Origin of the sequence: Rothia sp. HMSC064D08 (assembly GCF_001809525.1) — a bacterium.
GTDB classification, from domain to species: Bacteria; Actinomycetota; Actinomycetes; order Actinomycetales; family Micrococcaceae; genus Rothia; species Rothia dentocariosa.
This window is the reverse complement of the sequence record NZ_KV797887.1, coordinates 152,278-178,572: the sequence shown is the minus strand read 5'-3', so window position 1 is coordinate 178,572 and position 26,295 is coordinate 152,278. Positions and strand designations below refer to the sequence as shown.

Sequence of the window (26,295 nt, the reverse complement as noted above, 5' to 3'; positions counted from 1 at the left end):
GATGACGCAAACACATGCAGCCGTACTCACCGCGGCACAGAACACCACGGCACAACCTATCGCCTTCGAGTCCGTAGGCCAGTCTTTCCCACAGCCGGGCAAAGGCACGCACGAAGTTCTGCGTGACATATCGTTTACCGCCGCAGAAGGCGAGATTATTTCGGTGATCGGTTCGTCAGGATGCGGCAAATCAACGCTGCTGCGTGCCGCCGCCGGACTGAACCGCATCACGAGCGGGCGAGTGCGCATTGGCGAACGCGAGGTGAAGGGGCTTGATGACCGCGTGGCGATCGGTTTTCAGGAACCGCGCCTACTGCCCTGGCGCACCGTCGCCGATAATGTGGCGCTCGGGCTGCCGCCGGGAACCCCGAAATCTCAAGGCACAAGAGATGTGCAGCGCCTGCTGAATCTTGTGGGGCTAAGCGAGTACGGAACCCACCATCCGCGCGAGATTTCCGGCGGCATGGCACAGCGTGTTTCCCTGGCGCGGGCGCTGGCTCGCAACCCCGGGGTGCTGCTACTCGATGAACCGTTCGGTGCACTCGATGCGCTGACCCGCATCAATATGCAGGATTTACTGCTCGACATTCACCGGCAAGACCCGACCACGATTCTGCTCGTCACGCACGATGTAGAAGAAGCGCTGTACCTCTCGGACCGGGTGATCGTACTCGGTAAGAATTCAGCCGATGCGCCCGCCACGATCCAGCGCATCGTCACGATAGATACACCACGACCGCGTGATCGCGCCGATAGTAAACTCACGAGCCTGCGCGCCGAGCTTCTTGCCGAGCTGGGCGTGAACGAACGCTAGGTCTTGCGGACCGCACGCGCATCGTTGTTATAGCCGCAAGCTGGCGGTTGCCCGAGTAATTTCGGCAAATCCGGCGTGCTTAGCCTCTCCCCTCCCGTGAATTTTTGTGGATTTTACACACTTACCGAGCGAATGATCGCTCTATATTCAGTCGTAACGCTACCCCAAGGAACCCCCATGAAACCCATCACCCGCGCCGAAGCCCTCAAAGGATTCTTCGCGTTTACCGCTCTCACCACCGTTCTTGCCGGATGCGCCGGTGAAGGCGCCGGAACACCCGGTGCAGGTGCACCCAAGAGCAAAGACACAGTTACCATTGACTACGCAACCTATAACCCGCTCTCGCTGATTATCAGGAAAAAGGGCTGGCTAGAGACCGTGCTCTCAGAGCAGAACAAGAAAGTCGAATGGGTTAAGTCAGCAGGGTCTAATAAAGCCAACGAGGCGCTGCGTTCCGGGAATATCGACGTCGGCTCAACCGCCGGATCCGCTGCCCTGCTGGCACGCGCGAATGGTTCGCCCATCAAGGTTATTGACCTGTATTCGCAGCCCGAATGGTCGGCACTCGTCACAACGAAGGATTCCGGCATCACGAAAGTCAGCGATTTGAAGGGCAAATCGGTGGCGGTTACCAAGGGTACCGACCCTTACTTCCTGCTCCTGCAGGCGCTCAAACAAGAAGGTATTTCTGCCAAAGAGGTGACGATTCAAAACCTCCAGCATGCCGACGGGCGCACCGCACTGGATAAGGGGCAGGTGAACGCGTGGAGCGGACTTGACCCGATCATGGCGAGCGCCGAGGTCGAAAACCAGGATGTGCTCTTCTACCGCAACCTGGACTTCAACACGTACGGGTTCCTCAATGCCACCGAATCTTTCCTCAAAGATAACCCGGATGCGGCGCAGGCGATCGTGAACGTCTACGAATACGCCCGGCAGTGGGCGCTGGCGAACACGGAAGAAGCCACCACCATTGTTGAAGAAGAATCCGGTATTAAACCCGATACCGCCAAGCTCGTGATGGAGCGTACCCACCTGGATATTGACCCGGTTCCGGGGGATAAACAGGTGCAGGTGCTCAAGGGTGTTGGCCCGATTCTGGTGGAATCCGGCGACGTTCCCAGCCAATCCGATGTGGACCAGGCGCTGGGCAGCATTGTGGATAACAGCTTTGCGAAGAAGGCTGATCGTGCCGCAGTCGAGAAAGTTCAGAAGGCGGTGAGCAAGTAATGAGTGTGACTCTTAAACGTTCTGGCGGGCAGGCTTCGATACGGGAGTCAGCGGTTCAGGAGAGTTCAGACCAGAAGGTTCAAGTGCTGGACGCGGTCGCCGAAGGAGCGGCGGCACCTGCGGGGGTGCATCCGGAAAATTCGGATACGCGCACCCGCAAAAAATCACGTGAACCCCGTGTAAATACGTCGGTAAAGCGTTTTTCACCGAAGAAGCTGGTGGGTCTGCTGCTGCCGGTTGCGCTGATTGCTCTCTGGCACGGTCTGAGCACCGCCGGGGTGTTTACGGCGGTTCAGCTGCCCTCGCCCACGAAAGTGATTGCCGCCGGTTTTGAGCTAGCGCAGCGCGGTGACCTTCTAACTCACGTAGCAATTTCGACGCAGCGCGTCCTGCTGGGATTCTTGATCGGCGCCGTATTGGGCTTGGTTTTGGGTGCGTTGATTGGGCTTTCGGTACCCGCGCGGCTTGTAGCCGCACCCACGATTGGGGCCCTGCGCGCCGTGCCTTCGCTGGCGTGGGTTCCGCTTCTGCTGCTGTGGGTGGGGATCGGCGAAAACTCTAAGGTAACGCTGGTTGCCATTGGCGCTTTCTTCCCCGTGTACACCACCGTTTCGGCTGCGTTGGCGCACGTTGATGTGAAACTCGTGGAGGCGGCACAAGCATTCGGACTCAAGGGTATTCGCCTCTTCACGACGGTTCAGCTGCCTGCCGTGCTCCCGTCGGTGGTTTCCGGGCTTCGGCTGGCGCTCGCTCAGGCCTGGCTGTTCCTGGTTGCGGCGGAGCTGCTGGGGGCTTCTATGGGTCTGGGGTATCTGCTGACGGATTCGCAGAATAATGGGCGCACCGACCGGCTGTTGCTTTCAATTGTGCTGCTCGCCATCTTGGGCAAGCTCACGGATGGGCTCATCGGCGTTTTTGAACGCTGGGTGAAGGCGAAGTACCCCACTCACTAAGACTGTGAAGCGGACACACTCGGCGAGGTAAATTCCGGGAGCAATAGTTTGCAGCGGGAGCGTGTTTAACGCTCCCGCTGCAATTCTTCGATCCCGTTCTAGGAAAAGCGTCGAATTATTTAGGAAATGAGATCCATTTCGCGGGCATCATCCGCGGTGATGGGGTTTATTTCCACCTTGGGCTCAGGGATAGTCTCGTCAGCACCTCGTCCAAACACAGCTCCAAAGCTCAATTTTTTCAGGTCGCTTGGTGCCGTCAGCCAGCCTTTCATTCCGTCACGGTTAAGATCAAGAGCGTAGATTCCATGGTCGATTTCGCCATTACCGTTGAGATCGACAGGTCCATCCGCTGGCCTCGGTACGGCCTCTGGATTGGGCCGATACAGGTACCCACGAGCTTGGGGACCAAAGCCTTTGCGTTCGTCCAAGACCCATTCGTTAAGGGTCGGCATATCCTGCTGAAGGTATCCGAAATATTTGGTTCCATCAGCCTTGGGAATGCCAGTGAGCTGATAGTTATAATTCATCACGCTGAAGTACTGTGGTTTACCTTTTTCGCCTTTCTCATCGGCATCACCACCGTGCTGCAGGCCGAGGTTGTGTCCCAGCTCGTGAATAAAAGTACCCACGCGAATATCGCTCATATTACCTTTATTGTTATTCCAGTGTGTCTTCCCCACAGTCACCATGAAATCACGACCTCCCAATTGTCCCAATCCTGATGAACCGCTCTCCCCATTTTGTTGTTGCACGTAGTAGTCGCCCCAAACCATATAATGAAAGAGTCCATCACGACGCTGATTAAAATGAGAAGCTTTAAACCTGGCCCAGTTCCCAGGGTTGTTACCTATATCGTCGCTGAGCACTTGCCACTTGACCTGTTCGCCTCCTCCCAAGTTGTACTTAGGTCCCCGGGCGGCACCGGCATCCAAGTGCAGATTAATACCCGTTCTGCCGTCGGGATTGCTGATATTTATATCCGCGAAAGATTGCACGATTCGATCCAGTTCTTCCTCACTGGCAAGCTCACCGGGCATATAATCCATCTCGACAAAAATGTCTTTATGGTTGGGATCCGCGCCCATCTTAGGGAAATCGATCTCTGGTATGCCATCGTTGTTGATATCGTACCCGTCTCTTTCCAGCTCGTCGGGAATATGATCGCCGTCGCGATCACCCGAGTTGGGGTCCTGAACGGGATCTATATTCTGGTTCTGCGCGGGTGCAGGCTGTTGAGCAGGCTTCGCCTCCACCGCAGAAACGGGCAGAGAATTCAGAGGAGCAACAAGCACCAGGCTGACAAACGCCAGCATCAGGCGCGCTATAGTACGTAATTTCATGAGAGATATTCCTTATGTCGTTGTGTTGAGTGAGAGGGAATCTTAAATAGAGAGTGAAGTGAGTGGTATTCATCGGCGAGAGCCTGCGGGTGTTGCGGGTTCTCGAATGCGAATACATCTTGGGCGGCATCACGATGCCGTTTGAGCAAGAAAGTGGTATATGAACGGTTGTGCGGGGTAAAGCCCGGGAGCGAAGAGGTGCAGCGAGAGCGTGTTTCATCTGACTCATTGCCTCGCCAGCTTCGGAATGTTATGTATGTCCTCGCACGCTCGGAATAACATCCCTCAGCAGCTACACCTCTTCGCCCCCGTTTTGGGAAGAACGCCGAATGATTTAGGGAATAAGGCCCAGGTTGCGGGCGTCATCCGCAGTGACCGGGTTTTCTTCCGCTTCAGGCTGAGCCACAGGACCGCCAGCTCCAGCCTGAGTAGGCGTCATATCAAAGTTGAGCTTCTTCAGATCACTGAGAGCAGTTAGCTCATTTAGTATCCCATCGCCATTGAGATCTACCGAGACCGGAGAATTATCAATAACGCCGTTCCGATTGAAATCGATGGGTTGATTTGCGGGTTGAGTAACGTCTTTCCCATTTTTATCTTTGTACGTATACAGGTATTCGCTCGCTTGGGGGCCAAGGCCGTCGCGTTCGTTCAGTGCCCACTCCTTGAGGGGCGGCATATCCTGCTGCAGGTATCCGAAGTATCGGGTTCCGTCCGCCTTGGGAATGCCGGTGAGCTGATAGTTGTAATTCATCACGCTGTAGTACTGAGGCTTGCCGTTGAATTCGTCAGTACCGCCGTGCTTCAGGTTGAGGTTGTGCCCCAGCTCGTGGATAAAAGTGCCCACGCGAATATCGCTGTTGGCTCCTTCCCAATAGGTTTTCCCAACGGTCACCATGAAACCGGGAGAGCCTAGAAGCCCTACTCCTGATGAGTTTCGATTTCCGGTTTTATTATCCACATAGTAATCGCCCCAGATCATGTAGTCGAAACCGCTGTTGTAGCGGGCAGAATCAAAATTACGAGCCCTGATATTTGCCAATTCCCCAGAAGACTTCATATTGTTGGTGAGCATTTGGTGCGGAACCTCGTTGCCGCCTCCCAAGTTATACTTGGCACTCCGGGCAGAACCTGCATCTAGGTGAAGATTAACGCCTGCCCTGCCGTCAGGGTTAGTAACATTCAAGTCAGCAAAAGACTGCACGATGCGGTCCAGCTCTTCCTCACTGGCAAGCTCGCCAGGCATATAATCCATCTCAACGAATACGTCTTTGTGGTAGGGATTTGCACCCATTTTCTTGTAATCGACTTCAGGTCTACCATCACCATCAGCATCGTATCCGTTGATTTCCACGCTGTCGGAAAGCCCATCACCATCCGTATCAGGTGAAGCCACCTTCGGGGCGACACCCGGGTTACCAGGGGCGACTGGCAACGTGTCTGCCGAGGCGGGCAGGGAATTCAGAGGGACGAGAAACACCAGGCTGACGAATGCCAGCATCAGGCGCGCTATAGTACGTAGTTTCATGAGAGATATTCCTTGTGTCGTTGTGTTGAGCGAGAGGAAATCTTTCTATGAGTGAGCGGTATTCATGGTAGGGAACCTATGGTGTGGCAGATTCCCACATGCGACGATGCGCATTAGTGGCATTGTGGTGCCGTTTGAGCAAGAGAGTGGTATATGAACGGTTGTATATGAATAACCGATAGATTAAGATTTCACCTGCATCCTAGCACCGTAAAATTTTATAAATCTGTGACATAAAACAAGTTTTGGGAGCGGACCATATCACAGGAATAAGTAAAGGTTTCTGGCAACATAACCCACTCCCGCACGCTGGCAGCATACAAGGCTAGCGAATAAGACCTTGCTCTCGTGCATCATCAGCCGTTATGAGATTAATCTCAATCTCTGGTGGAGGTTCAGGGCTTATCCCACGTCCGTGACTGACAGCTTGGGCCGGGAACCGCATCGTTTTTAGATCACTGGGTGCACTCAGAACGCTCTCGTATCCGTTGTTGTTGAGGTCTTTGGCGACGGGCACATCATCAATCTTACCGTTGTGATTAAAGTCTATGTTTCGATCTGCAGGTTTGCCCTCATAGAGGTATCCGCGCGCTTTGAAGCCGAACCCGCGCCGCTCACTGAGCGCCGACTCATCAAGGCTTAGCGCGTCTGTCTGGGAGTACCCAAAATAGAACGTTCCGTCTTTCATAGGAACTCCGGTGAGCTGATAATCATAGTTCATCACACTGAAGTAGTGGGGTTTGCTATTCTCAGCATCGTTGCCTCCATGATCAAGCCCCAAATTATGCCCGAGCTCATGCAGGAAGGTGCCCACGCGAATATCACTGCTGGCACCGCCCCAATAGGTTTTCCCGACAGTCACAACGAACCCGGCCTTGTGCTTGTAACCCATACCCGATGAGCTGTTGTTTCCGTGGTAGTCGCCCCAGATCATATAGTGGAAAATGCCTTCACGGGCAGGGTCGAAATTATGGGCTTTAATACGCGCCCAATCGCCCATATTCCGCAGCCCCTGATGCGACACCTCGTTACCGCCGCCCAAATTGTACCGAGCGCTCCGAGCAGATCCGGCATCCAGGTGCAGGTTAATACCCGGTTTTCGGTCAGGGTTACTGATCTTGAGCGCAGCGAATGACTGCACGATACGATCCAACTCTTCGTCGCTGCCGAGTTCGCCGGGCATGTAATCCATCTCGACGAATACGTCCTTATGGTTAGGGTTCGCACCCATCGCGGGATAATCGACATCAATAGCGCCGTCGCCATCGGCATCGTAACCGTACATCTCCCAAGAATCGGGAATACCATCGCCATCAGTGTCATAGGCGGGAACCGAGGCAGCGGAGGTGGGCAGGATATTCAGCAGCACCAGGCTGGCAACCGCCAGCGTCAGGTGCGCCGTGCGACGCATCTTCATGAGAGTGAGTCCTTTAGATGTATATGTTGAGTAAATACGAAATCTTCATATCGGCAGCCCGCAAGCCCAGAATGATGCGCCCGTACGGCGGTGAAACACAGAGACTTGCCGGAACATACACACGACAATAGGTCCGAAATGAGCGCGGAATACAGAATATCTTCCGCGTAATTTGAGGATGCTCAGATCGGGGCGAGTAAGCGTTTTATCGTAAAGATTTCATGTGTATCTTACATTGTTTAGGATTTTTGGGGTATATCCCGTAAAATTATTACTGGCGTGTAATCCGAGCGCCACTTATTCACCCAACCACTCATAGGAGTCATTGTGACCCACGCATCTACGCGGGGAGGTCTGACGCGCCGTCGTGTTCTGGCGGGCGCCGCTTGGACAACCCCAATTATTGTTTCTTCCGCTGTAGTTCCGGCTTATGCGGCTTCGTATGATGACACACGCCCTGACTACGGTATTTTTACCCAGGCGTTCGTCACCCACCAGGAACTAGACACTAACAGTTTCCTGGGGCTAGATTCATTTAGCGGCCCGGTTGAGAACGAGCACGCCAGCGTTCCGGCAGGTTCCAGTGGCCTCTACTCGGCTGGTGGCGGTAAGTTTACCCCCGGCGGCAGCATCGGCAAGGCAAAGTGGGGCGGTGCAGGTTTCTGGTTCTCAGCGCCCAAGGCAACCACTAAAGACGGTAAGCAGACATACTACTCGGGTACCACTACCCTACTCGCCGGTGCGCGCCTGCGCTTGGAGCACCGTTTCGTTTTCCCCGACTGGGCCGAGATCGACGGGGCAGAACCCCCGGGCTGGAATAAAAATACTGACGATTTTGCGGTTTCCCTCGTCGTCAATCCCACACCAGAAAACGGCGATAATCCCCAGCTCGTCGCCTTCAACGGTGGTGCTATGCACGGTTACTTCAGCGAGATGACCGCCAACGGCAATGAGCTGATAGGCTACGTCGATATTACGCTTGACCATGATGTTGTAGCTTCCAGTCATAACGGCGGCGGGACTCAGGTCTACAACCAGATCTTGGCCAGCCAGTTCGGTACACATTTTGAAGATTTCTATCTCGAACGCTACGGTGTGACCACCACCTTGACGATCCTCAACGGTACTCTGCGCTATGAGCCTGAGAACGGTGCCCCCAAGAGCGATATTGACCTGACCGGTCAGCAGGCTGTGGCATCCATCGATCATGTTGGCGAACCTGAGAATCCAGATCCGAGCACTCCCAGCACCCCCAGCGACAAGTCAAAGTCCAACTCGACGGGATCAACGGGTGACCAGAAAAACAAGGATCAAGAGAGCGACTTCACCGTCCGTAACGACATTCAGATCGATCCTAACGACTGGTTATCCGGGCAGAAAAACCCTAACGGAGCCTCGAAAGGCTCAACCAACGCACAAAAACAGAACTAATCGGTAATTTTGGGTGAGTAAACGGCACTCCCGCCGGGTAAATCCTCTTGACGAGGCGCATCCCGGTGGGAGTGTTTTTCTTGTGCTGTTCGCGAGCAGGTGGTTTTTGACCCGAGCAGGTAGGAAAATCCTACCTTGTCGACAAAATCCTACCTGCTCGCGGTATTGGGGTGTGGTGTGGATGCGTGGGCATGGGTGCAATGTTGCGGAATGTTACGAACGTGGCGCATACACGCGCAATATGACGGGGTGTCTTTGCACCTGCGCCAGCTACAGGGTTTACTAGATTGGTAATCCATCTAGAGCGACCGAGAGACCTGGCTCGACGACGTCGCAGCAACCTCGCCTGCGGTGGCGCATCATGCGCCTTCATAACGCCGAAGGTGCTAACGCCAGTAACCGATGGGAGATACTGTGGGACTTCCCTCCCCCTTTTCATTCACGAATCCTCTAGCACCCACCCCCAACCCCGCGCACGAATCTGACGAGGCGCGGGTAGCGTTCTGGGAAAAACAAGCCGAGCGCCTAACCTGGGGCAAGACTTGGGACAACGCGCATACCTTCCAGAAACCGCAGGTTATCGGAACCGATGCTGAGGGCATCGAAGAATACTCCGTACCCGAGATTAAGTGGTTCGAGGGCGGCAAACTCAACGTCGCCTACAACTGCGTGGACCGCCACGTGGAGGCGGGCCGCGGCGACAAAGTAGCCCTCTATTTCGAGGGTGAACCCGGTGACCGTGAAGCTATCACCTACGCCGAACTGCAGCGACGCATCGCCCGCGCCGCCAACGGCCTGCTCAAACTCGGCGTGCGTAAAGGCGACCGTGTAGTAATCTACCTGCCGGTTATTCCCGAAACCATTATTTTCACGCTTGCGTGCGCGCGGATCGGCGCAATTCACTCGCTCGTGTTCGGCGGGTTCTCGGCGGAGGCGCTGAAGTTCCGGGTGGAAGACACCGGCGCGAAGGTTCTGATCACCACCGACGGGCAGAACCGCCGAGGCAAGGTCGTGCCCGTTAAGGTGAATGCCGATGAAGCATGCTCAGGTGAGAACAATATCGAGCACGTGATCGTGGTGGACCGGACAAGCGCCGCAGACCCCGTGGCACACGCGCAGGTTCCTTGGACGACCGGGCGCGATATTTGGTACCACGACCTGGTGGACGATCAGCCCGATACCCATGAGTACGAGCTGCACGATGCCGAAGACCCGCTGTTTATCATCTATACCTCCGGCACCACGGGCAAACCCAAGGGCCTAGTGCACACGATGGCGGGGTATTTGGTGCAGACCGCATACACCCACGCGCTGCTGTACGATCTGCTGCCGGACTATGTGGATGACGATGGGGTGCTGCGCCCCGATGAACTGTCTGCCGTGAACGACCCGGCGAAGGTTGAATCGACTGTGCACTGGTGTACCGCCGATCTCGCGTGGGTGACCGCGCACACCTACGAAATCTATGGTCCGCTTGTGAACGGGGTGACCGAGGTTATTTTCGAGGGTACCCCCAATACTCCGCATTACGGTCGTCATTTCGAGGTTATCGAACGCTACGGCGTCACCAACTATTACACCGCTCCAACCCTGATTCGTTCCCTCATGGGGGCGTTTCCTGACGGCCCCGAACCCGGAAAATACGACTTCTCATCCGTGCGTCTGCTCGGGTCTGTGGGCGAGTCCATTAACCCTCAGGCGTGGAAGTGGCTGCGCAAGCACGTGGGTGGGGGTACCGCATCGTTTATCGATACATGGTGGCAGTCCGAGACCGGCTCGACCATCTGCTCCCCACGGCCACACGACCCCGCCTTCGCGCCCGAAGGGACCTTCCCCGAAGGTACCCCGCACTGCACTCCCCTTCCCGGATGCGCCACCCGCGAAGTCCCCGGAGTCTCGGTGCGCGTGGTGGACGAGCACGGTGACTTCGTTGAGCCCGGCAAACAGGGCTTCATTGTGGTCGATAAGATCGGCCCCTCCATGGCACGCACTGTCTGGGGCGACCCGCAACGCTACCTGAATTCCTATTGGAAGCACTACGGTACGCGCGGCTGGTTCCTCGCCGGTGACGGTGCGAAGGTCGATGATGAGGGCAACGTGTACATCCTGGGGCGCATCGACGATGTGATCAACATTTCTGGGCACCGCCTTTCGACCATCGAAATTGAGTCTGCGCTCGTGACGCACCCGGCCGTGGTGGAGGCTGGCGTGTGCCCCGTGGAGGACGAGCTAACCGGCCACCAGGCAGTCGCCTATGTGACGCTCACCGACGAAGGTCGGGCACTTACCGAAGACGAGCTGAAGACTGCACTCACCCAGCATGTGCGCGAGCATATTGGCCCTATCGCTAAACCCAAGGATGTGGTCGCGGTCGCCGATATTCCTAAGACTCGTTCAGGGAAGATTACCCGCCGTCTGCTGGGTGAGCTCTACCAGGGGCATAAGCTGGGCGATATTTCTTCGCTTCAGAATGAGGAGGCGCTCGGCGCTATCGCACAGGTGCTCGTAGAAACCGGGCGAGTAGACCCGGATGCGTTCACCGAGGATCAAGCGGCATAGGGGTTACGCTCGGCAGCGGCATCGCGCCGAATCTGATAGAAAGGTTCTCTGCGAGCGCGAGTGTTTTGCGGAGGCAATAGCTCCCGCCCTCAATACCCTGATGAAACTACAATGCGGCATATAACCTGCTGGTTATATGCCGCACTGGCTATATACACTAGTCAAATAGTATATTCCTCAAATGGAATTATGGCTTAGAAGGATTTTTTGCGTCCTTTTCCGAAGAAATCGGTTGCGTCTCGTCTGCGGGGCGTGCCTCGGTGGAGGCGGTCACCTCTGCATCAGGATCGGTACCGGAAGAGTTTGAGCCGTCCCGTGCCGAGTCAGCTTCCGTTTGTGGCTCAGCGGCATTCTGCCCGGATGTCCACGCACCTTTATCCACCGGCTTGGCGAAGAAGAGACACGCGACCATGCCCACGACTGCCAGAACCAGCGCCAGCATCAGTGAGTCGTTCATCGCGGTGGCGATAGGTTCGCGCAGGAAGTCGGGAACCTGACCGCCGGACATCCCTTCACTGCCGACGGCGGGAGTGTTCATGGCGCTTCCGCCTGCGCCGGTACCTGAGGGGCGCATCCGCTGCATGGTCTGCGCAATCTGGTCGGCGATCAGACCGCCCATGAGAGTGGCGATACCCGCCGAACCGAGCACACCGGCAACCTGACGAGTTTCGTTATACACGCCCGACCCGGCACCGGCTAAACGAGGCGGCAGGTTGCGGGTTGCGGTCACCGCTAGCGGACCCCAAATCATAGAGTTGCCGATACCCAAGATCGCAAAGGGTATGAGCAGAAGCGCGAGGGGTTGATCCGCCGTCATCAGAGCCCGCAGAACAACAAATCCGACTACCAGCAGGGCAAACCCCGAGACCGCATACCATTTGGGGTTTGACGTGCCTAAACGCTTACCAATGATTGGAGAGAGCGCACCCGAGAACAGGGCGAGCGGGGCGGTCATGAGTGCCGCCTGAGTGGGGCTCATACCGCGCACCTGCTGGAAGTAAATGGTAGTTGGGAATGCCATTGTGAGGGTGTGCGCGCCCATTGCCGCGATAGCAATATTCGATACCGAGAAGTTGCGGTCTTTGAAGAGCCCCAGCGGCACCAACGGTTCTTTGCGGTTAACAGCCTGCCACACAATAAAGAGGGTGAACACGATGATGCCCGCGATAATCATGCCCCATACGCTCACCGGGATTCCGGTTCCCCACAGCGAATCGGTGATAGTGCCCCAGTCGTAGGTGGATCCCTCCTGAATGCCGAAGACCATCAGAAACAGGCCGATAGCGGAGAGAACCACGCCCAGCCAGTCGAAGTTGTGCTGTTTGGAGGGGAAATGCGGGATATTCCGTACCGCCAGATAGGTGCCGACCACACCGATAGGGATATTGATGAAGAAGATCCACGTCCAGCCGGGACCGTCCACGAGCAGGCCGCCAGCGATAGGGCCCACGAGCGATGCGATACCGGCCGCCGCGCCCCACACGCTCATTGCCACCCCGCGTTTATGCGGCGGGAACATGAGCGTAATAATGGACATGGTTTGCGGGGTCATAATTGAGGCGCCTATCCCCTGCACCACGCGCGCAACGATCAGCATCTCCACATTGGTCGAGAGCCCGCACCACAGCGAAGAGAGGGTAAAGACCACCATACCGAGCAGGTACATCTGCTTCTGCCCAAACCTATCGCCCAGGCGACCGGTAATCAGCAGCGGCACCGCATAGGCGAGCAGGTAGGCGCTGGTCACCCAAATCACGGCGGAGAGCGAGGCGTTGAGCTCATGCTGCATATGGGGCAGCGCCACGGTGACGATAGTGGTATCGAGCAGGATCATAAAGAACCCGATCACGAGTGACCACATGGCAACCCACGGTTTCTCGGCGGTTTGCTCCATTGATGGTGCGCTGCGGTGCGTCTTTGATGCGGCTGGCTCTGCCATAAATCCCCTGCCTTGTCTTCTCGGCGGTACCGCCGGGCAATAAAAACCTAGCACTTCATCATAACGCCGTCTTGAGCCCCGCACGAGAATTCTCATCATGCGGCGCTGTCTGAGCGCATCAGCACAGGGAACTCGGGTATCTGTTGTTCTCAGGAAGCACAGAAAAACCATAGACATTGCGGCGCAGCAAGCCTAGCCTGGATATACAAGTATTTTTCAACACACAGGAGGATACGATGGCTAACGTTACGATCATTGGCGGGCACGGCAAGGTTGCTCTTCTGGCCGAGCCGATGCTTCGTGAACGCGGACATACGGTGAACGCTATTATTCGTAGTGAAGATCAGTCGGCAGATATTATGGCGACCGGCGCTAACCCGGTTGTTGCCGATATTACCACCCTGAGCACCGAGGAGATGGCGCAGCTCTTCAAGGATTTACATACAGAAGTGCTGGTGTGGTCCGCAGGTGCGGGCGGTGTAGGTGGCCCTGAACGCACCTATGCGATTGACCGTGACGCCGCAATTCGTTCTATGGAGGCGGCACAGCAGGCAGGTCTTCGACGGTACATTATGGTCTCGTATTTGGGGGCCGGAACCGAGCACGGGGTACCCGCAGATAACCCGTTCTTCGCATATGCGGAGGCTAAGGCGGAAGCTGACCAGCATCTTCGCGGCACCCGGTTGGAGTACACGATTCTAGGTCCCGGCATGCTCACGACTGAGGATGAAGGCGGTATTAGCGTTGGGGTCGATCCGGTGTACCACTCCGATTTGAGCTCCCATACCCCGCGTGCCACCGTGGCACGGGTGCTCACTGAGGTGGTCGATGATTCCAGCACGATCGGCAAGGGCATCCCTTTCACCGGCGGCGATACCGAGATTCGGCAGGCTCTCGCTCAGGCACCGTCAAGCTCACAGCTGCGCTAGGGTTTGCCGGATGCGCCTGCCCCGGCTGAGTGCGGATGCGCCCCGAGCCTCTTCACGGGTTCGGGGCGTGTTTTTCTCTCACGCAAGGTTGGCTCGCGCGCCGGGGTAACGGAGCGTTTGGTACGTGCCACTGTGTCTGCGCCCGACCGCTCTCTTGTCATTTCAGGTTTACCCGCAGCGTGCGGGTATTATCTCGCGACGAGTTCCGGGGCGGCTATTCCGTTGGTGCCGCATCGCTCGGTATCCTAAAGTACCAGGTATTTTTAGAGCAACCACAGGAGGTTCCCGTGGGATTCTTCGATCTCTTCGCCGACAAAACCCCGGAAGAGCCCGCCGAGGCGCAGCTTACCGCCTACGTTCAAGGCAGGGTTCAGGGTGTGGGGTTCCGATGGTGGTGTGCCGGGGCCGCCAAGCCGCTGGGATTGAGCGGATACGCCGAAAACCTGGATGACGGTCGAGTGAAGGTGATCGCGCAGGGAAGCCGCGCATCCTGCGAGCGCCTGCTGGAGACCCTTAATTCTGGCGATACCGCCGGGCATGTGGACTTTGTGGATGCGTCTTTCACCGAACCGCAGGGCACGTTCAAGGGATTCGGTACCCGGTAGCGCACTCTCCTGCTGCCCTGCTAAAAAGGCTCTTTATGTGAATAAAGAGGCGTTTTGGACGCTTTATTCACATAAAGAGCCTTTTTTGTGCTCCCGATGCACCCCGCAGTATGCCCCAAACACCCGGTAACGTGGAATAATAGTTTACGCACTCATATCATTCACGTATTTCATGAAGGTCTTTGATGACACGCTATCGCTGGGGCATAACCGGTGCCTGCATTCTTTTCTTAGCCGGAGTTATTGTTTATAACCTGCGCGAATTTCTGGCATATGATTATCTGGTCTATTATGCCGGGGGTAAAAGCGTTAACTGGTTTCTTGATTACCCCAGCAGGCTCTATGATCTCGATATTCTTCGTGAAACTGTGCGGGCAGAAAACTTTAGATATATTTTCGGCGACAGCGGCCTGTGGCTTGCGTTTACCTACCCGCCGTTTGCCTCTCTCCTCTTTATTCCCGCATCGTTCTTGCCCCTTCGGGTAGCAATCGGTCTTCATCTGGCATTTTTCGTGCCCATTGCCTTCTATTGCGCCAAGGTTCTGCGTGATTATCTGGTAAAGCGCAATTCTCGGCTGCTTTTTGAGAAATATCTTTCGTCTTTTTCCTTTATTGTTTTGTGTGCTGCGCTTATATTGCTTTCGGCACCGTGGCGCAATAATTTCTTGTACGGTCAAATAAATCCGTATCTGCTGGCGCTTATTTTGTACGATCTTTTGCGGCCGGGTACCAGGATTCCGCGCGGCGTTTTTATTGGTATTGCTGCGGGCATTAAACTTACTCCGCTCGCCATAGGAATTCTTTTTCTAGTGCGTAAAGAGTGGAAATCCATTATTGCACTGGGAGTTTCGTTTGCGGGAACCATTGCAGCGGGATTTGCTGTGCTTCCGCAGCAGTCTCTCACCTATTGGGGCAGCGTCATCTGGGATCCGTCACGCGTGGGCAACCCAATATCGAGCAATAGCGTGGCGATTCAGGGTATTTTAGGGCGCATGACCTTTCAGGATGGTACCGTACTGAAGGCGCTGTACGGGATCGCGGCAATCGCGCTCATTGCGGTGGTGGGGTACGCCCTGCGGAAGATGGAGCAGCACAACCTCTATCTATCGCAGATCTCGTTGGCGGTTCTTGTGCCGGTGTTTATCTCACCAATCAGCTGGTTCCATCATGCCGTGATTCTGCCGATTTTTATGGTGTGCGCGGCGGTAGATTTCTTGCCGCTAGCGGCGCGGTGGCGTTCTCGTGCGGGGCGCATCCTGTGTTATCTGTGCTATGCCCTGAGTTCCCTCATGCTGATTAATACGCTTCTGGACTGGGGAAAGCTCGTGGTGCGCTTCTGGCGGCGTGTCGATTTTTACCCGTTTACCGGCAGGTATCCGGGGGTGGATGCGCATACCCTGCTTCTGCGGGCGGCGGATGAGCAGCCGGTTATGTTTGTGACCTCAATTCCGGCATTGGCGCTCGTAGTGTTGGTTGTGCTGTGGGCGGTGCTCCTACGCCGCCCTGCCGAAAATATGCAGTAATCAGAAGGCTCTTAATGCGAATAAAGCGGGATTTCCAACGCTTTATTTACATCAAGAGCCTTTTTACGCAGTGATAGCGGCGGAAAAGCGAGAAGCCAGGACGCACACGCAAACACCTTAATCACGCCAGATCTCGGCGAATTGGGCGCGTGTCATCATCGCCTGCCGCACGGCGACAGCCACCCGGTTGCCGTACTTGTCGGGACGGGCCGCGCTGGTGCTAATCCCATTGATAATATTCGTGAATCCGGCCTTCACCGCCACCCGTTCGGATGCCGTATTCCCCGCCAACGCCGTCCATCCGATGGTGTCTAGGGCAAACCCGAGCGGATCGAAGCCAAAGCCGAGGACTGTGCGTACCGCATCTGTCATGATGCCGCGCCCGCGCATCTGGGGAGCCGTATAAAACCCTAAGTCTGCGTGTGTTCCGGGCGCATTTGCGGAGCCTCCGGGCAGGCGCAGGGTAACAACCCCTGCGAGCACCCCGCTGTAGTCAATGGCCCAGGTGAGTTCACGCCCGGCTGCTGCGGCACGCTGGGTGAAGTTGAGGAAGGTTCGCGCATCGTCGCGCGTATAGTTCAGGGGGATGGTGGTCCATCGCACGGTTTCGGGGTCTGTGCAGATATGAACCAGTTCGTCAAGGTCGGATTCGCGCAGTGACCTGAGGGTAAATTTTTCGGTGATGAGTTCCGGAATTCTCATGACATGACATTACCAGTTTCTGCGCTGTTTTGTGAGGCGTGCTGTGCCTGCAATTCCCCAATCGCCATATTGTGTGTCTCAAAACACTTGTAACATACCGACGGACGGTTGATTATTATGAATTACTCATATTAAAATGGGGAGGATTCCTCTTGTGAGGAGAACAGAAGAATGCCTCAAGACCGCTGAAGTCACACACGAACCAGCCTTGAGGTACCCACCTAGATCAGGAAAGAAGAACACTATGGCTGTGCTAACTATTGGCGACCAGTTCCCCGCCTACGAGCTGACCGGCGTTGTTCCCGGCAAGCTCGCCGAGATTGAGGCAAACAAGCCCGAAGATTACTTCACCACCGTTTCCTCCGAGGGTCTGGACGAAGACACCTGGCGCGTCGTATTCTTCTGGCCCAAGGACTTCACCTTCGTCTGCCCCACCGAAATCGCCGCATTCGGCAAGCTCGCCGATGAATTCGAGGCACGCGACTGCCAGGTTATCGGCGTATCCGTGGATAACGAATACACCCACTACGCATGGCGCCGCTCCCACGAAGAGCTCGTAGATCTGCCCATCGTCATGGCATCCGACCTCAAGCGCGAGCTCACCAGCGCCCTGGGCGTCCTCAACAAGGACGGCGTGGCAGACCGCGCAACCTTCATCATCGACCCGCACAACACCATCCAGTCGGTATCCATTACCGCAGATTCCGTCGGCCGCAACACCGACGAAGTACTCCGCCAGCTGGATGCGCTCCAGTCCGACGAACTGTGCGCCTGCAACTGGAAGAAGGGTGCAGAAACCATCGACGCCTTCAAGGAGATGAAGTAATGAGCATTGAGAACCTGCGTAACGCGCTGCCTTCCTACGCGAAGGACATGAACCTGAACCTGTCTTCGCTGCCGCGCATCACCTCGCTCACCGAGCAGCAGCTCTGGGGCGCAATCCTGGCCACTGCGGCGGCAACCAAGGTTGATTCCGTTATCGTTGAGATCGCAGCAGAAGCGAAAGAGCACCTGAGCGAAACCGCCTTCGATGCGGCACTCGGCGCGGCAACTATCATGGGGATGAACAACATCTTCTACCGCACCCGCGGCTTCCTCGACGGCGCCTACGACGATCAGCGTGCAAACCTGCGCATGCAGATCATCGGTAAAAACGGCGGTATCGACAAGCTCGACTTTGAGATGCTGGCGCTCGCAGTTTCTGCCGTGAACGGTTGTTCGCACTGCGTGGCTGCCCACGAGCACACCATCCGCGAGGAGGGTGCCTCCAAGGAGCAGGTTAACGACCTGATCCGCATTGCGGCAACCATGGGCGGCGTGGCACAGGGTATTCAGCTGGCCGAAGCCCTGGGCTAAACACACAGGCCCCGTTGGCCTCACAGCGCAGACATCTCGTCTAAAAGGCTCTTCTCCCGAACCAACCGGCGTCTTTGACGCAAGCTAATGGGAGAAGAGCCTTTTAGTGCGCGGGCGTAGGATAATGTGGGTATGCAGTACAGTATTTTGAACGCCGAGAATTCCCTGCCGAGCACCGAAGAGCTCGTTGAGCTGTACGATGCGGTGGGATGGAGCGCCTACACTCGCGCACCCGAACGGCTGGTTCCTATGCTGGATGGGTCGCGGTACCTCTATGTGGCGCGTGAGAACACGACTGAAGGAGCCGAGCGGCTTATCGGTCTGGTACGTGCGGTAGGTGATGGACAAACCATTGCGTATGTCCAGGATCTACTGGTGCACCCGCAGGCTCAGCACCACGGTATCGGCTCGGCTCTACTGGGAAAGATCCTCGCCGATTTTGACCGGGAGAGCATTCGCCAGAGGTTCATCACTACAGATATTGTGGACACACCCGTCATTGAGCTCTATCGGCGCTTCGGCTTCACCCCGGTGCAGGATAACGGATGCGTAACCCTCGCAAAGTATGTATTCTAGAAACTAGCACACACCACAGAACTGGAAGGGGCTAAGACCTATGACTGCATACAATGACAAATATTTTGAAGAAATGCGGAGGCAGCCAAAAGGGGAGAATTTACCCCCGTTCCTAATACTCTACTCACCGGGGAAGAAGCTCGGCAGTCTGCTTTGGCAATGCTCAAAGCGGCAACAGGAACTGATGATTATACAGAGCTCGTTAAGATGACTCGCGGCCGCCGCAAGCTCTCAGAGCAGAAAGAACAAGCATCTCAACACTCACCAGTACTGCATATGCGACTGCCTGAAGAACTTAACAAGGGTCTTCGGAATATATAGTGGAATTACTTTCTTAATAGTTTAAAAACAACTGGTGTTTAAATCGGATTTTCTGGTGGGATGTTAGGATAATCAATAGTATTATATAAAAGTATCAATCACATACGAGTGATACTTTGGGAAAAAAATAAAATAGTCCAATTTACTTGACCGTGTACTATGGTACATGGTTTATAATATTCAGGGGGTGAAATAAGATGATTTATCGCATTAGTGAGTTTGCAGATATGAAACTATGTTAGACGACTTAAAACAACGATGTCCAGATGAAAAGCAATTACATTCGTGTCCAATAATAGAAACATTAACATGAGAGATTAATTAACGAAAGGAGATTTTTTATGAATAAATTTAAGGTAAACATTTCAGGAATGACTTGTACGGGTTGTGAAAAACACGTAGAATCAGCACTTGAAAAGATAGGTGCTAAAAATATTGAGTCTAGTTATCGTCGTGGTGAAGCAGTATTTGAACTGCCCGATGATATTGAGGTTGAAAGTGCAATAAAGGCGATTGATGAAGCAAATTACCAAGCCGGAGAAATTGAAGAAGTATCATCACTAGAAAACGTGGCGTTAATTAATGAAGACAATTATGACCTTCTTATTATTGGTTCTGGTGCTGCTGCCTTTTCTTCGGCAATTAAAGCTATAGAATACGGTGCAAAAGTTGGAATGATTGAGCGTGGAACGGTTGGGGGAACCTGTGTGAATATTGGCTGTGTTCCGTCAAAAACTCTTCTTAGGGCAGGGGAAATCAATCATTTATCAAAAGACAATCCGTTTATAGGTTTACAAACATCCGCTGGAGAAGTGGATTTAGCTAGTTTAATCACGCAAAAGGATAAATTGGTGAGCGAACTTCGGAATCAAAAATATATGGATTTAATTGATGAATATAATTTTGATTTAATTAAAGGTGAAGCAAAATTCGTTGATGCTAGTACGGTTGAGGTCAATGGGGCAAAGTTATCTGCAAAACGCTTTTTAATTGCAACAGGTGCATCGCCTTCGTTGCCCCAAATTTCAGGACTTGAAAAAATGGACTATTTAACTAGTACAACACTTCTTGAGTTAAAGAAAATACCAAAACGATTAACTGTAATTGGTTCAGGATACATTGGAATGGAGCTTGGACAACTATTTCATCATTTAGGTTCAGAAATAACGCTTATGCAAAGAAGTGAGCGACTTTTAAAGGAGTATGATCCTGAGATTTCAGAGTCAGTTGAAAAAGCGTTAATTGAACAGGGTATAAACCTTGTCAAAGGGGCAACTTTTGAGCGTGTTGAACAAAGTGGAGAGATAAAAAGGGTTTACGTAACAGTAAATGGCAGTAGAGAAGTCATTGAATCAGATCAGTTACTTGTTGCCACTGGAAGAAAACCAAATACGGATTCTTTAAATTTAAGTGCAGCAGGTGTTGAAACTGGAAAAAATAATGAAATCCTGATCAATGATTTTGGTCAAACAAGTAATGAAAAGATTTATGCAGCAGGAGATGTGACTTTAGGACCACAATTTGTATATGTAGCAGCCTATGAAGGTGGAATTATTACTGATAATGCTATTGGTGGATTAAACAAAAAAATAGATTTATCGGTAGTTCCTGCTGTTACGTTTACGAATCCGACGGTTGCAACGGTTGGTTTAACAGAAGAACAAGCAAAAGAGAAAGGGTATGATGTGAAGACATCTGTATTACCTTTAGATGCTGTTCCAAGAGCAATTGTAAACCGTGAAACAACCGGTGTATTTAAACTAGTAGCAGATGCAGAAACACTAAAAGTATTAGGGGTTCATATTGTATCTGAAAATGCAGGAGATGTCATCTATGCAGCATCATTAGCTGTTAAATTTGGCTTAACGATAGAAGATTTAACAGAAACCCTAGCACCATATTTAACAATGGCTGAAGGGCTAAAATTAGTTGCACTTACGTTCGATAAAGATATTTCGAAATTATCTTGTTGTGCAGGCTAAGGGAACTTTTTTACAACTCCCTATTCAAGTGAACCAGCTAATGCTTTAAGGGATTTTCTAAGTGAATTTGTGGTCACAAAAATAATTTAACACTGATGATTTCGACATCAAATCTATAATTGATACCTTAACACCGCAGAGTAATAAAGGATGAATAATATGTCAGACTTATTATCCCTACCAGACATTAAAACAATAGAACCGCCACAAGAAAATGAAACCGATATGATGTTTAAAGTTGAAGCAGTCGGACCACCTGAACGTTGTCCTGAATGTGGTTTTGACAAGTTGTACAAACACAGTTCAAGAAATCAACTAATTATGGATTTGCCCATTCGTTTAAAGCGAGTGGGCTTACAATTGAACCGTAGACGATACAAGTGTCGTGAATGCGGATCTACCTTCTGGGAACGCCTAATATCTGTAGATGAAAAGCGTAGTATGACCAAAAGGCTTTTAAAGTCCATTCAAGAGCAATCCATGTCTAAGACCTTTGTAGAAGTCGCAGAAAGCGTTGGTGTTGACGAGAAAACCATTAGGAACGTTTTTAAGGACTATGTGGCACTCAAAGAACGTGAATACCAGTTTGAAACTCCTAAGTGGCTTGGGATAGACGAGATACATATTATCCGTAGACCTCGGCTTGTATTGACTAATATTGAACGCAGGACTATTTATGACATCAAGCCTAACCGTAACAAGGAAACAGTCATCCAACGTCTTTCAGAAATCAGTGACAGGACTTACATTGAGTAAGTCACAATGGATATGTGGAAGCCCTACAAAGACGCAGTGAACACTATCCTTCCACACGCTAAAGTTGTCGTAGATAAGTTTCATGTAGTTAGAATGGCTAATCAAGCCTTAGATAACGTCAGAAAGTCTTTGAAAGCCCATATGAGCCAAAAAGAAAGACGTACCCTTATGCGTGAAAGGTTTATCCTTCTAAAGCGTAAACACGATCTAAATGAACGTGAATCATTCCTCTTAGATACTTGGTTAGGTAATCTTCCTGCTTTAAAAGAAGCCTATGAACTCAAAGAAGAGTTTTACTGGATATGGGATACTCCTGATCCAGATGAAGGTCATCTTCGTTATAGTCAATGGAGACACCGTTGTATGTCCAGCAACTCTAAAGACGCATATAAAGACCTCGTGAGAGCCGTAGACAACTGGCATGTTGAAATATTCAACTACTTTGATAAAAGGCTCACTAATGCTTATACGGAGTCAATTAACAGCATTATTAGGCAGGTAGAGCGAATGGGTAGAGGTTACTCGTTTGATGCCTTACGAGCCAAAATCCTTTTCAATGAGAAGCTCCATAAAAAGCGTAAGCCACGATTTAATTCAAGTGCTTTCAATAAAGCTATGTTATACGATACTTTCAATTGGTATGAAGTGAATGATCACGACATTACAGACAACTTAGGTGTCGATTTTTCCACACTTATTAAGAATTTGGAGAAGGGTGATTTATAAGCCCTTTTCCACCATAAAATCCGAATACCCCTTAACAATACTATCCGAGACCTAGCATCTCAACGAGGACAAAGCACCTCTGAAGTTGCCCGCGAACTACTTGTTAAGGGGCTAGCGGCAGCTTAACTTAAAGTGAATAGGGGGCAGTTGAATCAGCTGCTCCCTCTTACTCTCAATCCCTGAGGCACCGGGCTATACCCAGAGTTTTACCTACGCAAGTTCAGATGCAGATGCGAGTAGGACAATAAATTCTAAGCCGCTTCCTGCCTCTGAGGTTGTTCCTTAGGCTTTTTCTGCGGGTGCTTTCGGGAAGCCCATCACCGCCGAGAGCAGGACGAACGCACAGATAATAGAGACCATCAGAATCGTCCTCTCCCCCGGAATCACCGCGAGCAGGAGCGAGGAAATAATACCGCTTCCATATTGGAACGACCCTAAGAGTGCCGCAGCGGAACCGGCGATGGCAGGTTCCACAGAATTTAGGGCGGCGGCGTTCGTACAGGCGGCAACGATGCCGTTCATACTAAACACCAGGAACACCGGAACCGCTACACCCCACAGACCACCCACATCCGCAGCAACAGTTATCACGGCGAGTATAGAAGCCGCCCCGGCAACCGCAGTCGAAATACGCAGCAGAAAATCCAGACTATAGCGCTGCACAAATCGTCGATTGAAACTGCTGAGCACCATCACCCCGATAATATTCACGCCGAAAAGCAGACCGTAATAGCGCGGATCAACCCCGAACCTCGTGATATACACGCTCGACGATGCCGTGATAAAAGCGTAAATCGCCACGTAAAAGAAACACACGCACAGCACGTACCGCATAAAAGTGCGGCGGCGCAGCAGAAGCGGATAACTTCTAAACGCCGCAAGTACCGTACTGCTTTCACGTTTATTCTCAGGCAGGCTCTCGGGCAGGAAAAAGACCAAAAGCAGAATAATGGCACTGATGGTCACAATAGCCCAGAAAGTCAGCCGCCACCCGCCCGAGACCACCAGGAACCCGCCAAGAAGCGGCCCGGCAATCGGCGCAATCGCCATAATAAGCACAAGAGTAGAAAGTACCTGTGCCGCACGCACGCCCTGGTACATATCACGCACGATAGCGCGCGCAAGCATGGGCCCCACGCACGCACCGACCGCCTGCACCAGGCGCCAGAGTACCAATTCGGTTGTGGTTGAGGCGAGCGCGCATCCGGCAGAACCGACGGCAAAGATCGCCATGCCCAGCATCAGCGGAATTTTACGCCCGATGCGGTCGCTGACAGGCCCCCAAATCAGCTGCGCGATCGCGAACCCAATGAGGAATCCCGTGATCGTCAGCTCGATATTGCCGCCCATCTGCGATTCGATGCTCGGCAGGCCCGGCAGGTAAAGGTCGGTCGAGATAGCCGAGCAGGCCATGAGCGCACTGAGTGTTGTGTAGAGAAAAAGCATGCGGCGCGGATTCTCCACCGCACCCTGTGAATGCGTTGTCACGAAAACCTGAATTCTTGGTTGTGTCTGTGTGATGTTTGCTTGCTGTCAGAGGTTCCTCTGAACGTTGAGAAGATCCTGCGAGAGGCACCTCTTTGATTCTACTCCCCTCTTCCCGAGGATCTAAGGGCGCTTTGGGGGGTTATTCGCGTGGGTGAAAGTTATGGGTGCTGGAAGGCTCGCCCACTGCCCTCTGTGGGTAATATGCCTAACTCGTGAATCTTATGTATAACGTGAGCACGTCACGCATAAAACCACTTGTCAGGTGAATTTTAGACCGACCGGAGCGCCGCATCCCAGGTGGAGGCGAGGCGCACCGCGGCGGCGACGAGCGCATCCAGCTCACCGGCGTAGACAGGAGTGGAACGCACACCCGCGCACCAGTCAATCGTGCCCAGACCCAGCCAGGGTTTGCCGGGGAAGAACTCGCGCCGCAGCGCCACACGGCGTTTCCCCAAAGCCCGACGGCCGGGCACATAACCGCCGCGGCTAATGAAAAATTCATCCCGGCGTTTAGCGAGAACCTGCTGATCCAGCACCCGCAGAGCATTAACCCAGCTGGGCTCCCCCGTCTTGGGCAGGTCGGTTAATTCGGGATATTCCTCGTCACGCTCGGTCACGCTCACACCCAGAATGTACTGATACCGCACCTGACCCAGCTCGTCGGGAAGCCCACGGTCGGCACTCTGAACCGTTCCGCACAGATGCCGTGCCACGGGCTCACCCGCCAGATTCACGCCCATCAGCGGCAGCTCGGGACCGTCAAGATACAGCCCCACCGCGCCGGTTCCCGTAATATTTGGGCGCACCGACCATCCAGGCAGGCCCTGCTCTAGCACCGGATGCACCCGCTGAAGAACCTCAAAAACCTGCTCACGTGAAACCGCCATTGCGTTCCTCTCAGCACTTTCAACCTGCGTTTACTTTCCTCCATTGTCTCGCACAGATCTGGCGTATGCGGCACGCCACAAACCTGCGGGTATCGTAGCGGCAGCACACGCGGTAAGATAGCAGACGTTGCGCCTAAAACTGCGGGCCGCACTCCTCTACTCCTGAGCCGTCGAAAGGAGGCCGACCGTGTTCAATATCGAGCCCGAGACGCTGTTCCGAATCGTAGATATTGCAGCCGTAGTGGCTAATGGCCTGCTCGGCGGAGCAGTGGCGCGCGCCCTGCGGTTCGACATGGTGGGCTTCTTGCTACTGGCGGTCGTCTGCAGCATGGGCGGCGGCATGATTCGTGACATCCTGCTGAATGTGGGGCTTCCAATAGCGCTTACCGACGGCTGGTACTGGATGGGCGCTATTACCTCGGCGGCGTTGGCGTATGTGCTGGATTTGAGCTCGAACTGGGCCACCCGCGCCCTTGTGGTCGTAGACTTTCTGGGCATGGGCTGTTGGGCGGCTACCGGCACCATCAAATCCCTTACCCTGGGGCTGCACTGGCTTCCAGCAATCGCGCTGGGGGTGACAACGGCGGTTGGCGGCGGGGTTATCCGCGATATTATGGTGAACCGCATCCCCGCTATCTTCGGCGGGAACTCGCTTTACGCCACGGTAGCGTTCGTGGGCGCCGCCGAAACGGCAATTTGTTTCAGGATGCTGGAACGCCCTCATGTGGCGATCGCTATGTCTGTGCTCACCTGCACGGTGTTGGGTATTGTGGCGCGGTGGCGCGACTGGCGACTGCCGATGCCCACCACGCTGAAGGTTCAGCGCCCGCGTCTGCTGGATGTATTCCGCCGCGACCATGAACATCTTGAAAACGAAGGCTGGGCACCGGGCACGCCGCTCACAAATCAGCTGGATGTGATTACAGAGGACCAGATTCAGGCGTACCGCGATCAGCTGCATCGTGAACGGGAGCAACGCGGTAAGTAACGGGTCTGCTACTCCGCCTTGAGAGGTTCCTCAACGCTGTTCGGAAAGAAACGATAAAGGCGGCGGGATGCTCATGTGTGCCAAGCACCCCACCGCCACAAAAGTACCCTGCGACCGCCGCGAAAGCCCCCTGTCGCAAGGCACTCGTATTAGCATACCCGTAAACCTATCCCTAAGGGTAGGGTTTTAAGCTGTCAAGTGGTTAACCCGATTTAGATTTTCGGGTGGAAACAATATAAATATAT

General features: G+C 53.6%; 21 protein-coding genes, 2 pseudogenes and 1 riboswitch. Of the genes and pseudogenes, 15 read left to right on the top strand and 8 right to left on the bottom strand.

Annotated elements, in window-relative coordinates:
• The first annotated feature begins 1 nt into the window (after position 1).
• From HMPREF2625_RS00875 to HMPREF2625_RS00865, 3 genes are all read left to right on the top strand, one after another.
• The gene (locus tag HMPREF2625_RS00875) at positions 2 to 814 is read left to right on the top strand and encodes an ABC transporter ATP-binding protein (RefSeq protein ID WP_070520618.1); all 813 of its coding nucleotides are present in this window, start codon (positions 2 to 4) and stop codon (positions 812 to 814) included.
• Between the two features lie 177 nt (positions 815 to 991).
• Positions 992 to 2,044, top strand: a complete 1,053-nt coding sequence (locus HMPREF2625_RS00870) for an aliphatic sulfonate ABC transporter substrate-binding protein (protein ID WP_070520615.1) — start codon at positions 992 to 994, stop codon at positions 2,042 to 2,044.
• Entirely contained in the window at positions 2,044 to 2,997 is a 954-nt protein-coding gene (locus tag HMPREF2625_RS00865) for an ABC transporter permease (protein ID WP_070520612.1), read from the top strand. Before HMPREF2625_RS00870 ends, HMPREF2625_RS00865 begins: the two co-directional genes overlap by 1 nt.
• Positions 2,998 to 3,116: 119 nt before the next feature.
• Here the strand turns inward: HMPREF2625_RS00865 and HMPREF2625_RS00860 are convergent, their stop codons facing one another.
• From HMPREF2625_RS00860 to HMPREF2625_RS00850, 3 genes are all read right to left on the bottom strand, one after another.
• The gene (locus HMPREF2625_RS00860) at positions 3,117 to 4,337 is read right to left on the bottom strand and encodes a zinc-dependent metalloprotease family protein (RefSeq protein WP_070520609.1); all 1,221 of its coding nucleotides are present in this window, start codon (positions 4,335 to 4,337) and stop codon (positions 3,117 to 3,119) included.
• 334 nt (positions 4,338 to 4,671) lie between these two features.
• Entirely contained in the window at positions 4,672 to 5,865 is a 1,194-nt protein-coding gene (locus HMPREF2625_RS00855) for a C4-dicarboxylate ABC transporter substrate-binding protein (RefSeq protein WP_070520606.1), read from the bottom strand.
• Between the two features lie 325 nt (positions 5,866 to 6,190).
• A complete protein-coding gene (locus tag HMPREF2625_RS00850) occupies positions 6,191 to 7,282 on the bottom strand; it encodes a C4-dicarboxylate ABC transporter substrate-binding protein (protein ID WP_070520603.1) in 1,092 nt (363 codons plus the stop codon).
• 327 nt (positions 7,283 to 7,609) lie between these two features.
• Between HMPREF2625_RS00850 and HMPREF2625_RS00845 the strand changes: the two genes are divergently transcribed.
• Positions 7,610 to 8,713: a hypothetical protein gene (locus HMPREF2625_RS00845; protein ID WP_070520600.1), complete on the top strand. Its 1,104-nt coding sequence runs from the start codon at positions 7,610 to 7,612 to the stop codon at positions 8,711 to 8,713.
• 292 nt (positions 8,714 to 9,005) lie between these two features.
• A riboswitch (SAM riboswitch) is annotated at positions 9,006 to 9,122 on the top strand.
• 5 nt (positions 9,123 to 9,127) lie between these two features.
• Positions 9,128 to 11,272 (top strand): AMP-binding protein, encoded by a 2,145-nt coding sequence (locus HMPREF2625_RS00840; protein WP_070520889.1) that lies wholly within the window; start codon positions 9,128 to 9,130, stop codon positions 11,270 to 11,272.
• A gap of 187 nt (positions 11,273 to 11,459) precedes the next feature.
• Here the strand turns inward: HMPREF2625_RS00840 and HMPREF2625_RS00835 are convergent, their stop codons facing one another.
• The gene (locus HMPREF2625_RS00835; RefSeq protein ID WP_070520597.1) at positions 11,460 to 13,211 is read right to left on the bottom strand and encodes an MFS transporter; all 1,752 of its coding nucleotides are present in this window, start codon (positions 13,209 to 13,211) and stop codon (positions 11,460 to 11,462) included.
• A 236-nt stretch (positions 13,212 to 13,447) separates the two neighbouring features.
• Here HMPREF2625_RS00835 and HMPREF2625_RS00830 point away from each other — a divergent pair, with 236 nt between their 5' ends.
• Positions 13,448 to 14,140, top strand: a complete 693-nt coding sequence (locus HMPREF2625_RS00830) for an SDR family oxidoreductase (RefSeq protein WP_070520594.1) — start codon at positions 13,448 to 13,450, stop codon at positions 14,138 to 14,140.
• Here the strand turns inward: HMPREF2625_RS00830 and HMPREF2625_RS11125 are convergent.
• On the bottom strand, positions 14,137 to 14,271 hold the full coding sequence (locus tag HMPREF2625_RS11125; protein WP_256387814.1) for a hypothetical protein: 135 nt from the start codon (positions 14,269 to 14,271) through the stop codon (positions 14,137 to 14,139). The two genes, HMPREF2625_RS00830 and HMPREF2625_RS11125, sit on opposite strands and share 4 nt — an antisense overlap.
• 48 nt (positions 14,272 to 14,319) lie before the next feature.
• Between HMPREF2625_RS11125 and HMPREF2625_RS00825 the strand changes: the two genes are divergently transcribed.
• Together HMPREF2625_RS00825 and HMPREF2625_RS00820 are read left to right on the top strand one after the other, a co-directional pair.
• Positions 14,320 to 14,745, top strand: a complete 426-nt coding sequence (locus HMPREF2625_RS00825) for an acylphosphatase (protein WP_246826566.1) — start codon at positions 14,320 to 14,322, stop codon at positions 14,743 to 14,745.
• A 185-nt stretch (positions 14,746 to 14,930) separates the two neighbouring features.
• Positions 14,931 to 16,268: a glycosyltransferase 87 family protein gene (locus HMPREF2625_RS00820; RefSeq protein WP_070520587.1), complete on the top strand. Its 1,338-nt coding sequence runs from the start codon at positions 14,931 to 14,933 to the stop codon at positions 16,266 to 16,268.
• 117 nt (positions 16,269 to 16,385) lie between these two features.
• On the opposite strand, the gene HMPREF2625_RS00815 is transcribed toward HMPREF2625_RS00820, so the two are convergent.
• On the bottom strand, positions 16,386 to 16,970 hold the full coding sequence (locus tag HMPREF2625_RS00815; RefSeq protein ID WP_048752315.1) for a GNAT family N-acetyltransferase: 585 nt from the start codon (positions 16,968 to 16,970) through the stop codon (positions 16,386 to 16,388).
• Positions 16,971 to 17,214: 244 nt separating this feature from the next.
• Here HMPREF2625_RS00815 and HMPREF2625_RS00810 point away from each other — a divergent pair, with 244 nt between their 5' ends.
• The 6 genes and pseudogenes from HMPREF2625_RS00810 to HMPREF2625_RS11155 all read left to right on the top strand — a co-directional run bounded on the left by HMPREF2625_RS00810 (position 17,215) and on the right by HMPREF2625_RS11155 (position 22,687).
• Positions 17,215 to 17,796, top strand: a complete 582-nt coding sequence (locus HMPREF2625_RS00810; protein ID WP_004006488.1) for a peroxiredoxin — start codon at positions 17,215 to 17,217, stop codon at positions 17,794 to 17,796.
• The gene (locus HMPREF2625_RS00805) at positions 17,796 to 18,326 is read left to right on the top strand and encodes an alkylhydroperoxidase, AhpD family (RefSeq protein ID WP_013398369.1); all 531 of its coding nucleotides are present in this window, start codon (positions 17,796 to 17,798) and stop codon (positions 18,324 to 18,326) included. The genes HMPREF2625_RS00810 and HMPREF2625_RS00805 overlap by 1 nt, the downstream gene beginning before the upstream one ends.
• A 132-nt stretch (positions 18,327 to 18,458) precedes the next feature.
• Complete coding sequence (locus HMPREF2625_RS00800; RefSeq protein ID WP_070520583.1) at positions 18,459 to 18,902, top strand: GNAT family N-acetyltransferase; 444 nt, start codon at positions 18,459 to 18,461, stop codon at positions 18,900 to 18,902.
• Between the two features lie 544 nt (positions 18,903 to 19,446).
• Positions 19,447 to 19,536: pseudogene (locus tag HMPREF2625_RS10655) on the top strand (Hg(II)-responsive transcriptional regulator); the annotation flags it as partial.
• Between the two features lie 28 nt (positions 19,537 to 19,564).
• Positions 19,565 to 21,205, top strand: coding sequence for a mercury(II) reductase (gene merA, locus HMPREF2625_RS00795; protein ID WP_001031935.1), 1,641 nt, complete (start codon positions 19,565 to 19,567; stop codon positions 21,203 to 21,205).
• 159 nt (positions 21,206 to 21,364) lie between these two features.
• Positions 21,365 to 22,687 (top strand): annotated as a pseudogene (locus HMPREF2625_RS11155) (ISL3 family transposase).
• Positions 22,688 to 22,969: 282 nt separating this feature from the next.
• Here the strand turns inward: HMPREF2625_RS11155 and HMPREF2625_RS00785 are convergent.
• The gene (locus tag HMPREF2625_RS00785; protein WP_246826565.1) at positions 22,970 to 24,175 is read right to left on the bottom strand and encodes a multidrug effflux MFS transporter; all 1,206 of its coding nucleotides are present in this window, start codon (positions 24,173 to 24,175) and stop codon (positions 22,970 to 22,972) included.
• Positions 24,176 to 24,444: 269 nt separating this feature from the next.
• On the bottom strand, positions 24,445 to 25,062 hold the full coding sequence (locus HMPREF2625_RS00780) for an L-alanine-DL-glutamate epimerase (RefSeq protein WP_070520580.1): 618 nt from the start codon (positions 25,060 to 25,062) through the stop codon (positions 24,445 to 24,447).
• 187 nt (positions 25,063 to 25,249) lie between these two features.
• Between HMPREF2625_RS00780 and HMPREF2625_RS00775 the strand changes: the two genes are divergently transcribed.
• Complete coding sequence (locus HMPREF2625_RS00775; RefSeq protein WP_070520577.1) at positions 25,250 to 26,050, top strand: trimeric intracellular cation channel family protein; 801 nt, start codon at positions 25,250 to 25,252, stop codon at positions 26,048 to 26,050.
• The last annotated feature ends 245 nt before the right edge of the window (positions 26,051 to 26,295 follow it).

Coding starts and splice junctions, on each gene's coding strand:
- HMPREF2625_RS00875 (WP_070520618.1), top strand. CDS start 2: ATGACGCAAACACATGCAGCCGTACTCACCGCGGCACAGAACACCACG.
- HMPREF2625_RS00870 (WP_070520615.1), top strand. CDS start 992: ATGAAACCCATCACCCGCGCCGAAGCCCTCAAAGGATTCTTCGCGTTT.
- HMPREF2625_RS00865 (WP_070520612.1), top strand. CDS start 2,044: ATGAGTGTGACTCTTAAACGTTCTGGCGGGCAGGCTTCGATACGGGAG.
- HMPREF2625_RS00860 (WP_070520609.1), bottom strand. CDS start 4,337: ATGAAATTACGTACTATAGCGCGCCTGATGCTGGCGTTTGTCAGCCTG.
- HMPREF2625_RS00855 (WP_070520606.1), bottom strand. CDS start 5,865: ATGAAACTACGTACTATAGCGCGCCTGATGCTGGCATTCGTCAGCCTG.
- HMPREF2625_RS00850 (WP_070520603.1), bottom strand. CDS start 7,282: ATGAAGATGCGTCGCACGGCGCACCTGACGCTGGCGGTTGCCAGCCTG.
- HMPREF2625_RS00835 (WP_070520597.1), bottom strand. CDS start 13,211: ATGGCAGAGCCAGCCGCATCAAAGACGCACCGCAGCGCACCATCAATG.
- HMPREF2625_RS00830 (WP_070520594.1), top strand. CDS start 13,448: ATGGCTAACGTTACGATCATTGGCGGGCACGGCAAGGTTGCTCTTCTG.
- HMPREF2625_RS00820 (WP_070520587.1), top strand. CDS start 14,931: ATGACACGCTATCGCTGGGGCATAACCGGTGCCTGCATTCTTTTCTTA.
- HMPREF2625_RS00815 (WP_048752315.1), bottom strand. CDS start 16,970: ATGAGAATTCCGGAACTCATCACCGAAAAATTTACCCTCAGGTCACTG.
- HMPREF2625_RS00810 (WP_004006488.1), top strand. CDS start 17,215: ATGGCTGTGCTAACTATTGGCGACCAGTTCCCCGCCTACGAGCTGACC.
- HMPREF2625_RS00805 (WP_013398369.1), top strand. CDS start 17,796: ATGAGCATTGAGAACCTGCGTAACGCGCTGCCTTCCTACGCGAAGGAC.
- HMPREF2625_RS00800 (WP_070520583.1), top strand. CDS start 18,459: ATGCAGTACAGTATTTTGAACGCCGAGAATTCCCTGCCGAGCACCGAA.
- merA (WP_001031935.1), top strand. CDS start 19,565: ATGAATAAATTTAAGGTAAACATTTCAGGAATGACTTGTACGGGTTGT.
- HMPREF2625_RS00780 (WP_070520580.1), bottom strand. CDS start 25,062: ATGGCGGTTTCACGTGAGCAGGTTTTTGAGGTTCTTCAGCGGGTGCAT.